The sequence below is a fragment of the Archangium sp. genome (assembly GCF_036277355.1).
In the GTDB taxonomy this organism is placed as follows: Bacteria; Myxococcota; Myxococcia; order Myxococcales; family Myxococcaceae; genus Archangium.
Map to the genome: position 1 here is coordinate 106232 of NZ_DASUNC010000037.1, position 12707 is coordinate 118938.

The 12707-nt window shown below is 68.8% G+C and carries 9 protein-coding genes; 4 read left to right on the forward strand and 5 right to left on the reverse strand.

Annotated features, from left to right (window positions below):
• Nucleotides 1-65 precede the first annotated feature (65 nt).
• From VFZ09_RS09375 to VFZ09_RS09385, 3 genes are all read left to right on the forward strand, one after another.
• The gene (locus tag VFZ09_RS09375) at nucleotides 66-935 is read left to right on the forward strand and encodes a hypothetical protein (RefSeq protein ID WP_329727166.1); all 870 of its coding nucleotides are present in this window, start codon (nucleotides 66-68) and stop codon (nucleotides 933-935) included.
• A 118-nt stretch (nucleotides 936-1053) separates the two neighbouring features.
• Nucleotides 1054-2424, forward strand: coding sequence for a TAXI family TRAP transporter solute-binding subunit (locus VFZ09_RS09380; protein WP_329727167.1), 1371 nt, complete (start codon nucleotides 1054-1056; stop codon nucleotides 2422-2424).
• A gap of 103 nt (nucleotides 2425-2527) precedes the next feature.
• On the forward strand, nucleotides 2528-3289 hold the full coding sequence (locus VFZ09_RS09385) for a hypothetical protein (RefSeq protein WP_329727168.1): 762 nt from the start codon (nucleotides 2528-2530) through the stop codon (nucleotides 3287-3289).
• Nucleotides 3290-3316: 27 nt separating this feature from the next.
• Here the strand turns inward: VFZ09_RS09385 and VFZ09_RS09390 are convergent, their stop codons facing one another.
• Together VFZ09_RS09390 and speA are read right to left on the reverse strand one after the other, a co-directional pair.
• A complete protein-coding gene (locus VFZ09_RS09390; RefSeq protein WP_329727169.1) occupies nucleotides 3317-5161 on the reverse strand; it encodes a penicillin-binding transpeptidase domain-containing protein in 1845 nt (614 codons plus the stop codon).
• A gap of 151 nt (nucleotides 5162-5312) precedes the next feature.
• The gene (gene speA, locus VFZ09_RS09395) at nucleotides 5313-7325 is read right to left on the reverse strand and encodes a biosynthetic arginine decarboxylase (protein ID WP_329727170.1); all 2013 of its coding nucleotides are present in this window, start codon (nucleotides 7323-7325) and stop codon (nucleotides 5313-5315) included.
• Between the two features lie 223 nt (nucleotides 7326-7548).
• Here speA and clpX point away from each other — a divergent pair, with 223 nt between their 5' ends.
• Entirely contained in the window at nucleotides 7549-8622 is a 1074-nt protein-coding gene (gene clpX, locus VFZ09_RS09400; protein ID WP_329727171.1) for an ATP-dependent Clp protease ATP-binding subunit ClpX, read from the forward strand.
• A gap of 12 nt (nucleotides 8623-8634) precedes the next feature.
• Here clpX and VFZ09_RS09405 read toward each other — a convergent pair whose 3' ends face one another.
• The 3 genes from VFZ09_RS09405 to dnaK all read right to left on the reverse strand — a co-directional run bounded on the left by VFZ09_RS09405 (nucleotide 8635) and on the right by dnaK (nucleotide 12594).
• A complete protein-coding gene (locus VFZ09_RS09405; RefSeq protein WP_329727172.1) occupies nucleotides 8635-9390 on the reverse strand; it encodes a CvpA family protein in 756 nt (251 codons plus the stop codon).
• A gap of 18 nt (nucleotides 9391-9408) precedes the next feature.
• Nucleotides 9409-10416 (reverse strand): J domain-containing protein, encoded by a 1008-nt coding sequence (locus VFZ09_RS09410; protein ID WP_329727173.1) that lies wholly within the window; start codon nucleotides 10414-10416, stop codon nucleotides 9409-9411.
• Between the two features lie 561 nt (nucleotides 10417-10977).
• Nucleotides 10978-12594, reverse strand: coding sequence for a molecular chaperone DnaK (gene dnaK / locus VFZ09_RS09415; RefSeq protein ID WP_329727174.1), 1617 nt, complete (start codon nucleotides 12592-12594; stop codon nucleotides 10978-10980).
• Between the last annotated feature and the right edge of the window lie 113 nt (nucleotides 12595-12707).

Genomic DNA, 12707 nt, shown 5'->3' on the forward strand with positions numbered 1-12707 from the left:
GTAGACCTCCCCCTTCGCGGTGTGTGGTGAACCAAGGGGTTGGCCGCGAAACAAGAAAGGGACGTATGAACGACGTTTGGATTCACGCCGCGGAGCGCGGCCGCTCTCTCCTCCAGCGTGCCGCTCACAGACTGACGCCTGTCCGCGCGATTCTGCTCATCGTCAGTTGTCTTGCAGCCGCCGAACCCGCCCTTGCGCAAGTCTCGCCGTATCAGTGGCAATACAAGGCCAGCAACACCAACGGCGTTACTTGGGTGACCTCGCGAGCGTATGGCTCGTGGCAATCCCAGAAAACGCCCAGTGGGGCGAAGATCCTCATCTCGACAGGTCCGGGGACCGTACAGCCGCCCGGGAAGACGACGCACTTCCTCCAGTTCGACTTCATGGCCGTCAACTATTTCGGCTCGGGAGGCCACTTCGGGGCGTTTGCTCGAGGTGACATCTACACCCCTTCGCCGGTCTACCAGTCCGTCCCATACCCGTTCCGAGGCCATGGTGTGATTCTTGGAAATGTCTCCGGATACCCCACGCACCAGCACCCAGGCGTTGGTTCCGAGTGGCAATGCAACGCCCCGCCCCTTCCAAGCACGATCGCGATTGAAGCCGCTGGAGACCACACCTTCGGCCACTGGTTGCCGAATTGCGTATTCGGTTCGAACAGCTACGGCCCGGCGCTCGAGAACTTCAGGCAGTACAGGGTCTCGATTGCGGTCACGTACCATGACCCCGGGCCTGGGAGCGTTGGACGTTACACCACGAGCTGGCATCTATGGGATCTCGACAACTGGATGTTCCTCGGTGGGCGTCAGCTTTCCTACAACTACGAGAAGCAGCTGCTGAACGGCCGGCCCATTGGTGGTTGGTTCATCGGAGAGGCCTTCAACGACGGGAATTGGGAGCTGTACCTCAACAACGTGTCGGAGGGGTGGCAGTAGAGGCCCCGAGAGCGCGTCGATCCATCCCTGAGGGGACTCTCCCTCGGAGCGCAGCCCGGGACCCGAGAGCAGGTGACCAGGCCGTACCAGGATGACCCGAGCCGAAGGAGGGTCTGGCGTGCAGGGAGAGCGAAACGAGAAGCCTCGGGCACAGTCGCGTCTGGAGATGATGCGCGGGGCCGCGGCGGTGGCCGTGGTGCTGGCGGCGTTGGTGGCGGTGGCGTGGCAGTTCGTCGAGCCCGCTCCGCCGCACACGGTCGTCATCGCCACGGGTTCCGCGAGTGGGGCGTACCACGCGGTGGCCCGGCAATACGCCGAGCACTTCGCGGAGGCAGGGCTCGAGCTCGTCGTCCGGGAGACGGCCGGCTCCATCGAGAACTACGCGCTGTTGGGCACACCGGGCTCTGGTGTCGATGTCGCCATCGTTCAGGGAGGCACGGCTCCGGCGGAGAAGGAGCGGCGGAAGGAGCTGGTCGCGCTGGCGAGCCTGTACCTGGAGCCGGTGTGGGTGTTCTACCGGGGTGAGGCGCAGCTCGACCGGCTCGGCCAGTTGGCGGGCAGACGCATCGCGGTGGGTGCGGAGGGCAGCGGTGTGCGGGCGCTGGCGCTGGAGTTGCTGGCCGCGGGCGGAGTGGTGGGTGGGCAGGCTGGGACGACGCTGGCCGACCTGGGTGGGGACAAGGCCGTGGCGGCGCTGCGCGAGGGCTCGGTGGACGCGGCCCTGTTCGTCATGGGACCCACCGCGCCGTTGATCTCCGAGCTGATGCACATGCCCGGGGTGCGGCTGATGAGCTTCGAGCAGGCGCATGCCTACGCGCGCAGGTTCCGGTACCTGTCACCGGTGACGCTGCATCGGGGGTCGCTGGACCTGGTGCGAGACCTCCCGGAGCGGGACGTGCAGTTGGTGGCGCCCGCGGCGGTGCTGGTGGCGCGCAAGGACGTGCACCCGGCCGTGGTCGCGTTGCTGACCGAGGCGGCGGTCCGGACGCACCGGAACGGCGATCTGCTCAGCGAGCCCGGGAGGTTTCCGAATGACACGCTCACGGAGCTGCCCGTCAACGAGCAGGCGCGGTACTACCTGACGCACGGTCCGGACTTCCTGCGGCGCATGTTGCCTTTCTGGCTCGCGGCGCTCATCCACCGGTTCGTGGTGCTGCTCATTCCGCTCTTCGTGGTGCTGGTGCCGCTGTTGCGGCTGACGCCTCCGGTGTACCGGTGGAGCATCCGTTCGCGCATCTATCGCTGGTATGCGCGGTTGCGAGTCATTGACGAGCGGCTGCGCGGCGCGCCGGATGTCGAGCAGATGCGGAAGGATCTGCTGTTGCTCGAGCAGCTCGAGCATGAGATTGGCGGCTTGAAGGTGCCGCTGAGCTACATGGACGAGTTCTATGATTTGCGCCTGCACGTGGGCTACATCCGCGGCCGGCTGGAGGAGCGGCTCGCGGTGCCGGACGCGCCTCGTCCAGAGGTCGCGCTGAAGCACGGCTGATGGCTCCCGGGTATCCTTCATGATGGGTGTTGACGCGGTGGAGCGCCCATGAAAAAGGGCCTTACGGATACCCATCCGTGCATGCCCCTACGCAGGTGGTACCATGACGACTCTTTCTGATCTTGCGGACGCACACCCTGTGATCGGGAGGCGCTGGAGTCCGGACCAGTCTTCCGAGCAGAAGCGAATTCTGTGTCTGGCGCGAGATGCTCTGGACTTCATCTTCGCCACCGGCCAGCGGTACGATTTCGAAGACTTCTTCAAGAGACCAGACGCCCGTGGCCTCCCTCGTCGAGGTGGAACCTCGGAACTGAGCGAGCGCATGGATGGGACGAAGCGCTTCTTCGAGAAGGTTCGCGGTGAGCCGGAATTGGCTGAGGAGGTAGCTCAAAGTCAGGCCATCCTCGATGCGATTCAATACATTGAATCAACCGGACAGCAGGAGGCATTCGCTGCCTTTCAGCAGCAGGTGGAGTCCAACGATCCTCCCTTTGTCGTGGCATCGTTTGACACCCGGGAGGCAGCGGAAGCCTGGCTCGCGAATCATCCCCATCCACCGGACCCCGCGAGCGTACTCATCGCGAACGAGTTTCACGATGTTGTTTATGATCGCGAGACGAACCTCCGCCGCTTGCCACGCAGTCGTGCTCTCAAGTGGTACCTCGAAGAACTCGTGGAGAAAGAGCAGCCCGTTCCCGTGGCCTCTTTCGAGACGCTTGAGGAGGCGGACGCATGGTGGAGGGCGCAGTCCGAGCCGCCTGGATGGGCGTGGGTGAGGGTAGGGGGCCAGATCTACATGGCGGCCTATTACCCCAACATCCAGCACCGGGCCCTGTTCCCCCTTTCCCTGGCCAGGCCGGGGTAACAGGGAGAGGCAACTCCGCGGCGGGAGTCACAAAGCCGCGGCGAACTTCGCGGCGATGGGCACGGCCACACGGCCGCCCACGCCGCCGCCCTCGACCAGCACGGCGAAGGCGATGCCGTTGCGGAAGCCGATGAACCACGCGTGTGTGGGCAGCGGGGTGCCGGTTCCGAACTCGGCGGTGCCCGTCTTGCCCGCGAGCCCCAGCAGGCCCGCCGCCGCCCGGCCAGAGCCCTCGGTGACGACGGCGCGCATCAGCGTCTGCAAGGGCACACGCGTACCGGCCGCCAGCGAGGCGCGCGGGCCGTCCTCGAGCTCCGCGACGAGGTAGGGCGCGCGCCACCGGCCCGACTCGGCCGCCGCCGCCACCGAGGCCATGTGCAGCGGCGTGGCCAGCACGCGTCCCTGTCCGATGGCCGCCGCCGCCAGCTCGGCCTCGTCCCGGGGCGTGGGAAACGAGGCGCCAGGGGAGGGGAGTCCCGGGTCGTAGGCCACGTCGAAGCCGAAGCGGCGGGCCGCCTCTCCGAGCGCGCCCTCCTCGAGTCCGGAGGCCAGCAGCACGAAGGCGGTGTTGCACGAGTGGGCGAAGGCCACGCGAAGGCGGGTGTTCCCGAACGCCTCTCCCTCGAAGTTGCGGAATGACTTGCCGCTCACGGTCGCCACTGGCGGGCACGACGCCGGGGAGTCCGGGGTCATCCCCGCCGCGAGCAGTGCCTCCGCCGTGACGACCTTGAACGTCGAGCCGGGCGGGTAGCGGCCGGTGAGGGCCCGGTGAAGGGGCTGCTCGAGCGGCCGGCTCGCGATGGCCAGGATGGCGCCCGTTCCCGTATCCACCGCGACGAGCGCCGCCGGCTGGGCCACCCCCTCGAGCGCGGCCTCCGCGGCGGACTGCACCTCCTGGCGCAGCGTGGTGTGCAGCGGTGTGCCCGGCGTCCCCTCGAAGCGGCCGAGGACGCGCACCTCGCCGGAAGGACGGGTGAGGCGCACCTCCCCGGAGGGACTTCCCCCGAGCTGATGCTCATAGGCCAGCTCCAGCCCTGACAGGCCCACGATGTCTCCCGGCTGGTAGGTCGGGCCCAGCTGTGGGAGCAGCTCGGCCGTCACCTCGCCCACGCGGCCCAGGGTGTGGGCCGCGAAGCCCTCCGCCGGGGAGAGCCGGGCGCTCTTGCGGCGGAAGAAGATGCCCGGCACGGGCGCCAGCGCCGGGCGCACCTGCTGGTAGCGCTCCGGCCGCACGTCGATGATGGCCACGAAGTGCTCGGGTGCCACGCCCGGCGCGTTCAGCAGCTTCTCCAGCCGCGCCGGGTCCACGCCCAGCTGCGCCTGGAGCGCCGAGGCCACGGCGGCGCGATTCTGGATGCGCCGGGGCTCGACGCCGATGGTGATGACCTCGCCCTGGCGGGTGAGGGGCAGTCCGTCTCCATCGAGGATGGCGGCCCGTTCCAGGCGGGTCCTCGTGCGCGAGAATCGGTCTCCCTCGCGCAGCTCGGGGTGCAGCACCGCCGGAGTCCAGCGCACCCACCAGCGTCCCTCGCGGCGCACGAGGGGCAGTGCGCCGTTTACTTCCCACTCGCCCAGCCCGCGCACCACATGCGTGGCGCGGAAGGTGACCACGGCGCTCTCCGCCTCGCGCTCGACACGGCCGGGCTCGAAGCGCGAGGAGAGGATGCGCAGGTCATCGCGGAAGCGCTGGTGCCGCTCGACGAAGTTGGCGGGTGGTTCGGCCACCCTCCGCCCCATGGTGGCGAAGTCGCCCCCGGCCCATGCCTGCAGATAGGCCTGGGCCTCCTCGAGAGGACCTTCCGCGGGCCGTCCCCGCACCGAGACGCAGGCCGCCAGGAACAGGGCCGCCGCGACACTGACTCCAACCCTCAACCCTTGCCGTGACACGCGGCGCACTGTGCTGCGGACAGGCGGCGAGTCAAGGAATGCGGCGGGGAGTTGCCGGCCCCGGAAAAAGAAGACCCCGCGGCACCTGGGGGCGCTCGCGGGGCTTCAGGACATCCCTGGCTCTACCGTGGGGCGATCAGGTGCCGGTGGGCGGAACGGGGGCCTTGCCGGCCGTGCCGCTGTCCTGGGCCACCAGGCGCAGCTGCCCGTGCTGGGCCACGAAGGACGCGTCCACCTCGCGCTCCAGGTACGTGTAGCCGGACAGGCCTTCCTCGTACATGCGCAGCAGCTGGCGCGACTCGTCCAGCGTCAGCTTGCCGTTGCGCAGCGCCACCTCGGTGGACTTGCGCAGCTTCGCCACCAGGTCGTCCTTGTTGTAGCTCACGTAGTTGAGCACCTCGGTCACCGTATCGCCCTCCACCACGTGGTCGATCAGGTAGCCGCCGTTGGGCCCCAGCGACACCTGCACCGCGTGCGTGTCACCGAAGAGGTTGTGCAGGTCTCCCAGAATCTCCTGGTACGCGCCCACCAGGAAGATGCCCAGGTAGTAGTCGTCGTTGTTGAGCGGGTGCAGCTCGAGCGCGTCCTTCACCTCGCGCTTGTCGATGAAGTGATCGATCTTCCCGTCCGAGTCGCACGTGATGTCCGCCAGCACCGCGCGCCGCGACGGCCGCTCGTTCAGCCGGTGGATGGGCATGATCGGGAAGAGCTGATCAATGGCCCACGAGTCCGGCAGCGACTGGAACACCGAGAAGTTGCAGAAGTAGGTGTCCGACAGCTGCTTCTCCAACGCCTCGAGCTCCTCGGGAATCTCCCCCGACTCGCCGGCGATGCGCATGATCTTGTGGCAGAGGGCCCAGAAGATGTTCTCGGCCATCACGCGCTGCTCGAGCGACAGGTGACCCAGGGAGAAGAGCGTGAGCGTCTCCTCCTTGTAGTCCTGGGCGTCGTGGTAGGCCTCGAGCAGGTTCTTGTTCGTCACTTCCTTGAAGGTGGACAGCAGGTTGCGCACCACCGAGGGCGCCTTGTCGTCCGTCTTCTCCGGCACGCTCACGGGATCGAACTCGCTGGTGCCCAGCACGTCCACCACCAGCACGGCGTGGTGCGCCACGATGGCGCGGCCCGACTCGGACACCAGGGTGGGGTGCTGCACGCCCGCCGAGTCACACGCCTCCATCACCGCGAACACCACGTCGTTGGCGTACTCCTCCGTCGTGTAGTTCATGGACGAGGTGAAGTTCGTCTGCGAGCCGTCGTAGTCCACGCCCAGGCCGCCGCCCACGTCCAGGTACTTCAGCGGGGCCCCCTGGCGCGCCACCTCCACGAAGAAGCGGCCCACCTCGCGCAGCGCGTTCTTCACGTTGCGGATGTTGGAGATCTGGCTGCCCAGGTGGAAGTGCAGCAGCTCGAAGGAGGAGAGCAGCCCCGTCTCCTTCAGGAAGCCGATGGCGCTCATCAGCTCCGAGGAGGACAGGCCGAACTTCGAGCGGTCTCCGCCCGAGGCCTCCCACTTGCCCGCGCCTCGCGAGGACAGCTTCACGCGCATGCCGATGCGCGGGGCAATCCCCGTCTTGCGCGCCACCTCGGCGATGAGGGGCAGCTCCGAGGGCTTCTCCACCACCAGAACCACCTTGCGGCCCAGGCGGCTGAAGCGCAGCGCCGTCTCGACGTACTCCTCGTCCTTGTAGCCGTTGCAGATGACGAGCGCGTCTTCCTGATCCAACAGCGCCATCACCGCGAGCAGCTCCGGCTTGCTCCCGGCCTCCAGGCCGTAGCCGAACTGCTTGCCGGTCTCGACGATGGTCTCCGCCACGTACCGGTGCTGGTTGACCTTGATGGGGTAGACGCCCTGGTAGACGCCCTTGTAGTTGTGCTCGGAGATGGCCTTGCGGAACGCCTGGTTGAGGTGCACCACGCGGTGGCGCAGCACGTCCGTGAAGCGGATGAGCAACGGCAGGCCGATGCCACGGCGGCGGACCTCGTCCACCAGCTCCTTCAGGTCCATGTTCGGGGCCGTGGGGCCATCCGGATGGACACACACGTGCCCCTTCTCGTTGACGCCGAAGTAGGGGGCGCCCCAGTTCCGGATGCCGTAGGTGTCCTGGGCATCGGCGAGGGTCCAGCGGTGCTGAGGAGTGATGGGCGGCATCGGCGTTCCTGATCTCCCGGTCTAGGGGTGGGACGGTGTCCAACAGCGGACAGCGCGGGAAGTATCGGGAAACTCCCCGGGGTTCAACTCCTGGTTGAGGGGCGGCCGGCCAGACGTGGGGGCAGGCCCCCTTCCCAGCGCAATGAGTGGGCTGTCTCCCAGCGGATTCCTACCCTTCCCCAGAGGAGGTCCGGGAGCCCGCATGGAGCCAAGGGGAGGGTACATGGAGTCGTCCGCACGCAGGGACTCGCCGTTGATGACCCCGAGGGAAATCTACGAGCGTTTGGACAGGTTCGTCATCGGCCAGGAGGCGGCCAAGCGGGCCGTGGCCATCGCTGCCCACAATCATCTCAAGCGCATCCAGGCGCGCCGGCTGCGGCGCACCTCGCTGCTCAAGAAGAGCAACATCCTGCTCATCGGGCCCACCGGGAGCGGCAAGACGCACATCGCCCGCAACCTGGCGGAGATCCTCTCCGTCCCGTTCACCACCGTGGACGCCACCGAGTACACGGAGGCCGGCTACTACGGCAAGGACGTGGAGGTGATGGTGGCGGACCTGCTCTTCAAGGCCAACCACTCGGTGGAGGACACGCAGCGGGGCATCATCTTCATCGACGAGGTGGACAAGATCGCCCGGCGCTCGCAGGGCGCGCGCAACGGGGCCGGCAGCCGCGACATCGGCGGCGAGGGCGTCCAGCAGGCCCTGCTCAAGCTGCTGGAGGGACGCGAGGTCTTCGTCCCCATGAATGTCACGCAGACGTTCAACCGCGGGGACTTCGTGCCCATCGACACCCGGGACATCCTGTTCATCTGCGCGGGGACGTTCTCGGACCTGCACGAGTACGGCGGCAACGTGGACACCCGGCCCATGGGCTTCGGCGCCCAGGACCTCCAGAAGGTGCGCCGGCGCGTCACCACCAGGCAGCTGGTGGACTTCGGCATGCTCGCCGAGTTCCTCGGCCGCCTGCCCGTGGTGGTGCAGCTGGAGCTGCTCGGCGAGCCGGAGCTGCTGCGCGTGCTCACCGAGCCCCCGGACTCCATTGTCCGCGAGTACCGCGAGCTGCTGGGGCTGGACGGCATCGAGCTGGAGCTCACCGACGACGCCCTGCGCGAGGTGGTGCGCTTCTCCATCGACAAGGGCCTGGGGGCGCGCGGCCTGCGCTCCATCCTCGAGCACGTGATGTCGGACGTGATGTTCGAGGCCCCCGAGCACCGCCGCCGCCAGGTCACCGTGGACCAGGGCTTCGTCCGCACCCGCCTGGCCGGCCTGGAGGCGAGCGCCGGGCTGGGCGCCTGAGCCCTTGCCTGGCTACGGGCCGCGCTCGGACGCCCGGGCGGCGGCCCCCAGCCGGGCCACGAACTGGGGGTCCTGCAGGAGCTGGAGGACGAGGTTGCTGCGCAGCGCCGCCTGCGTGTCGCCCTTCTCCAGCGCCTCGCGCAGGTTCTTGTCGGAGAGGGCCCGCTGGAAGCGCGGGTCCTGCTTCAGCGACTTGAAGGCCGGATCGTTCGCCATGCGACGGGCGCTCTCCGGGTTGCCGGACACCCTGGCCACCGCGACCATGTCCTTCACCGCGGCGAACTGCGTCATCTCGAAGAGGTTGTAGCGGCGCGCCAGGCCGAAGGACACCGAGTCCCTGGGCGACACGCCCATGCGCTTGCCCGCGACGATGATGTACTGCTCGGCGAAGACGAGCGCGCTGAGCACCACGTAGGTGATGAGCGCCACCTTCGCCCCGCCGAGCACGAAGCCGAGGGCGCTGTCCACGCCCCGCTTGTCCGGATCCGGCCCGCCGAAGAGCCGCTGCAGGAAGTAGGTGAGGGCGTAGCGGACCGCCACCAGCACGGTGATGAACACCACCATCGTCCCGGCGACCGTTCCGATGAGCAGCGGCGCGCCACCCAGGGCCGCCGCCATCCTGGGCCCCACGTACGTGCCCAGCTTGCGCGACACGTACCAGGCCACCGCCAGCGCCACCAGGTTGGCGATCTGCTTCGCCCCTCCGCTGATGGCTCCCGCCACCGCGAAGAGCAGCACCAGCCCCAGGATGATCAGGTCGATGGTCACGCGCTCCCCCGTTTCGTGTCAGCGGATCTTGAAGGCGTCGCCCTGCTTGCGTGACTCTTCCAGTAGCACCTTCTGCACCTCGGCGAGCTTCTCCTTGTAGCGGGTGTTGGCTGGCTCATAGGTGAGCGCCATCTTCAGGTTGCGCTCGGCCGAGGCCCAGCGGCCCGCGTCCGCGTCCGCCGCGCCCGTCTGGTAGAACTGCCGCCCCTTGGGGTGCACGCCGATCTGCTCCTCCACCTGGCGCTTGGAGGCGGCACGCGTCTCGGCCTCGGAGGACTCGGTGAAGCGCAGCTTCTGGGCCCGCTCCGGCCCCGAGATGTTCGCCGTGTACTGCCGGCGCTTCGCGTCGTCCCGGAGCACGTAGTAGGCCTCGGTGACGCGCTTGTAGAGGTCGTGCACCCGGTCCTTCAGCTCCTTGTTGTCCAGGTGGAAGAAGCGGTCCGGGTGGTAGGTGCGGCTCTCGCGGTAGAAGGCCTTCTTGATGTCCGCCGGGGCGGCCGCGCGGTCCACCATGAGGACCTCGAAGTAGTCCATCTGATCCAACCGGGCGCAGCGATCCCAGAGCTCGGTCATCTGGCTCGGGTCGATGTCCAGGGTCTTCCCGGCCGCGGCGGGCGGCGGGGGAGGGGGCTGGATGGCGGCGGCGGGCGGCGCGGGCGGGATGGCCGGAGCCACCGGGGGCACGAGCGGCGCGATGGCCGGCGCCACGGGCGGAGGAGGCGGCTGGAGCGCGGCGGGAGGCGGCGGTGGTGGACGCACCGGGCCGGCTCCGGACGGAGGCCGCGCGGCGGGTGTGGTCCCCGCGGGCGCCACGGCCGGCAGCGAGGTGGTGGGCCGCACGGCGGGACGTGGCCCCGAGCCCGGCGTGGTGCTCACGGGAGGCGGTGGAGGCACGGCCCCGGGCGCCAGCGTGGGCGGCTGCGCGCGGGACTGCGAGGCCGCGGCGGGCGGAGGCGGGGGCGCGCTGGCCGCCGCCGGGGGCGCGGGGGGCGTACCAGGAGGAGGCGGTGGCCGAACGGACGCCACGCTCGGAATTCCAGTGGCGGAGGGGCGCGTCGCCGAGGGCGTCCCCGGAGGACGCGGCGGCGTGGCGGGAGGCACACCCGGGGCAGCGGGCGCACCCGGAGGCACGGCCGGACGGGCTCCGGAGGTGGCGGCGGGAGCGCCCGGGGACGAAGGTGGCCGTGCCGCTGCAGGCGCCGTGGGTGCGCCGGGGGCCGAGGCGGGACGGGCCGCCGCGGGCGTGCCGGGCGTCGCGGGTACACCGGGGGTGGCCGGGCGGACGCCAGAGGCCGCGGCGGGTGCACCGGCGGTGGCCGGGCGGACGCCGGAGGCCGCGGCGGGTGCACCGGGAGCGGTCGGACGCGCGGCAGCGGGAGGTTGGGCGGGCGCTCCGGCTACCGGAGGCCGGGCGGGAGCCGCGGCGGGTGTGGCACCCGGGGGCGGCGGAGGGCGAGCGGGGGACACGGCGGGCGCGGTGGCTGCCGACGGACCCGTCCTCGAGCCCGGCGCCGCGGGCTGGGTCTCTGCCGGAGGGGCGGGGGGCTTCCCGGCGCCGTTCTGGGGAGGCTGGGACATCGCGCTCGTCTATCTCCCTCGACTGGTGGCCACGGCGGGCAGATCCGCCCCATGCCCCGCGAGTTGAATCTGCTTGTTGGCCTGGATGGAAGCCTGGATGTCCGCCTCGGACATGCCCGAGGACATGGTCAGCGTGGTGGACGTCTTCTGCCCCGTCTCCTGGTCCGTCGCCGACACGTTCACCAGGCCGTCGGTGTTGATCTCGAACGTCACGTCGATCTTCACCTCGCCCCGGTAGCCGATGCGGAAGCCCGAGAACTCGAACTCACCCAGCATCTCGCACTCGTCGGCGCGGTTGGACTCGCCCTGGTAGACGCGGATCTTCACCTTCTCCTGGCCATCGCGGCTGGTGGTGAACGTCTTCGAGCGGTCGATGGGCACCGGCGTGTTCTTGTCGATGACCTTCTCCGTGTAGCCGCCCACCGTGCCAATCCGCAGCGACAGCGGCGTCACGTCCACCAGGAAGGTCTCGGTGGCCGCGTCCAGCAGCGCGTTGGCCTGCAGCGCCGCGCCCATGGCCACCACCTGGTCCGGATTGATGCCCTCCTTGGGCTCCTTCTGGAAGTAGTGGCGCACCGAGTTGCGGATGATGGGCAGGCGCGTGGGGCCTCCCACCAGGATGACCGCGTCGATGTCCGCCGCCGTCATGCGCGCGGACTGCAGCGCCTCGTCGCACACCTTGAAGGTGCGCTGCACCAGGTCCATCACCATCCGGTTGAACTGGTCCTGCGTGAGCCGGCCCGTCAGGTCCAACACGTTGCCGTTGGCGTCCTGGCAGATGCCCTGGCAGTTCACCTCGGCCAGGCCCGTGCTGCCCACGTCGATCTTCGCCCGCTCGGCCGCGTCCTTGAGCATCTGCAGGCAGAACTTGTTCTGCCTCAGGTCCAGCCGCGTGCGCTTGAGGAAGTCGTCCGCCAGCCACGTCATGATGCGGTCGTCGAAGTCGTCGCCGCCCAGGTAGGTGTCACCGGCGGTGGACAGCACCTCGAAGACGTCCTTGCCGATCTCCAGGATGGAGACGTCGAAGGTGCCGCCGCCCAGGTCGTACACCACCACGCGCTGGCTCACCTCGCGGCCAAAGCCGTAGGCGAGCGCCGCCGCGGTGGGCTCGTTGAGGATGCGCAGCACCTCCAGCCCGGCGATGCGGCCCGCGTCCTTGGTGGCCTGGCGCTGGTTGTCGTTGAAGTAGGCCGGCACGGTGATGGCCGCCTTCGTCACCTCTCGGCCCAGGTACTGCTCCGCGATGGCCTTCATCTCCTTGAGCACCAGCGCGGAGATCTCCGGCAGCGAGTAGTCGTGCCCCCGCACCGCGATGCGCACCGAGTTGTTCTCGCCCTCGACGATCTGGTACGGCATCACCGCCTGGGCCTTCTTCACCTCGTCGGAGAAGAAGTAGCGCCCGATGAGGCGCTTGGCCGAGTACACCGTGCATTCGGGGTTGGTGATGATGTTGCGCTTGGCCGCGTTGCCCACCAGCACCGAGCCGTCCTCGAGAAAGGACACGCACGAGGCGTGGGTCGTCTCACCCCACTCGTTGGGGATGACGAACGGCTGACCGTCCTGCACCACGGAGACACACGAGGTGGAGGTGCCCAGGTCGATGCCGATCGCGATGTCGTCCGACATTCCGTCTCCGGTGTAGCCATGGAGGGGCGTTGAATCCCCAACCCTCTGGAAAGCGCCGGGATGTTAGTCACCTCGCACTTGGGCTGTCAAACGTTCCGTGTGGGTAAACCTCA

What these genes read in the sequence shown, in the direction of transcription:
- VFZ09_RS09375 (WP_329727166.1), top strand. Translation starts at nt 66, where the DNA reads ATGAACGACGTTTGGATTCACGCCGCGGAGCGCGGCCGCTCTCTCCTC.
- VFZ09_RS09385 (WP_329727168.1), top strand. Translation starts at nt 2,528, where the DNA reads ATGACGACTCTTTCTGATCTTGCGGACGCACACCCTGTGATCGGGAGG.
- speA (WP_329727170.1), bottom strand. Translation starts at nt 7,325, where the DNA reads ATGCCGCCCATCACTCCTCAGCACCGCTGGACCCTCGCCGATGCCCAG.
- clpX (WP_329727171.1), top strand. Translation starts at nt 7,549, where the DNA reads ATGGAGTCGTCCGCACGCAGGGACTCGCCGTTGATGACCCCGAGGGAA.
- dnaK (WP_329727174.1), bottom strand. Translation starts at nt 12,594, where the DNA reads ATGTCGGACGACATCGCGATCGGCATCGACCTGGGCACCTCCACCTCG.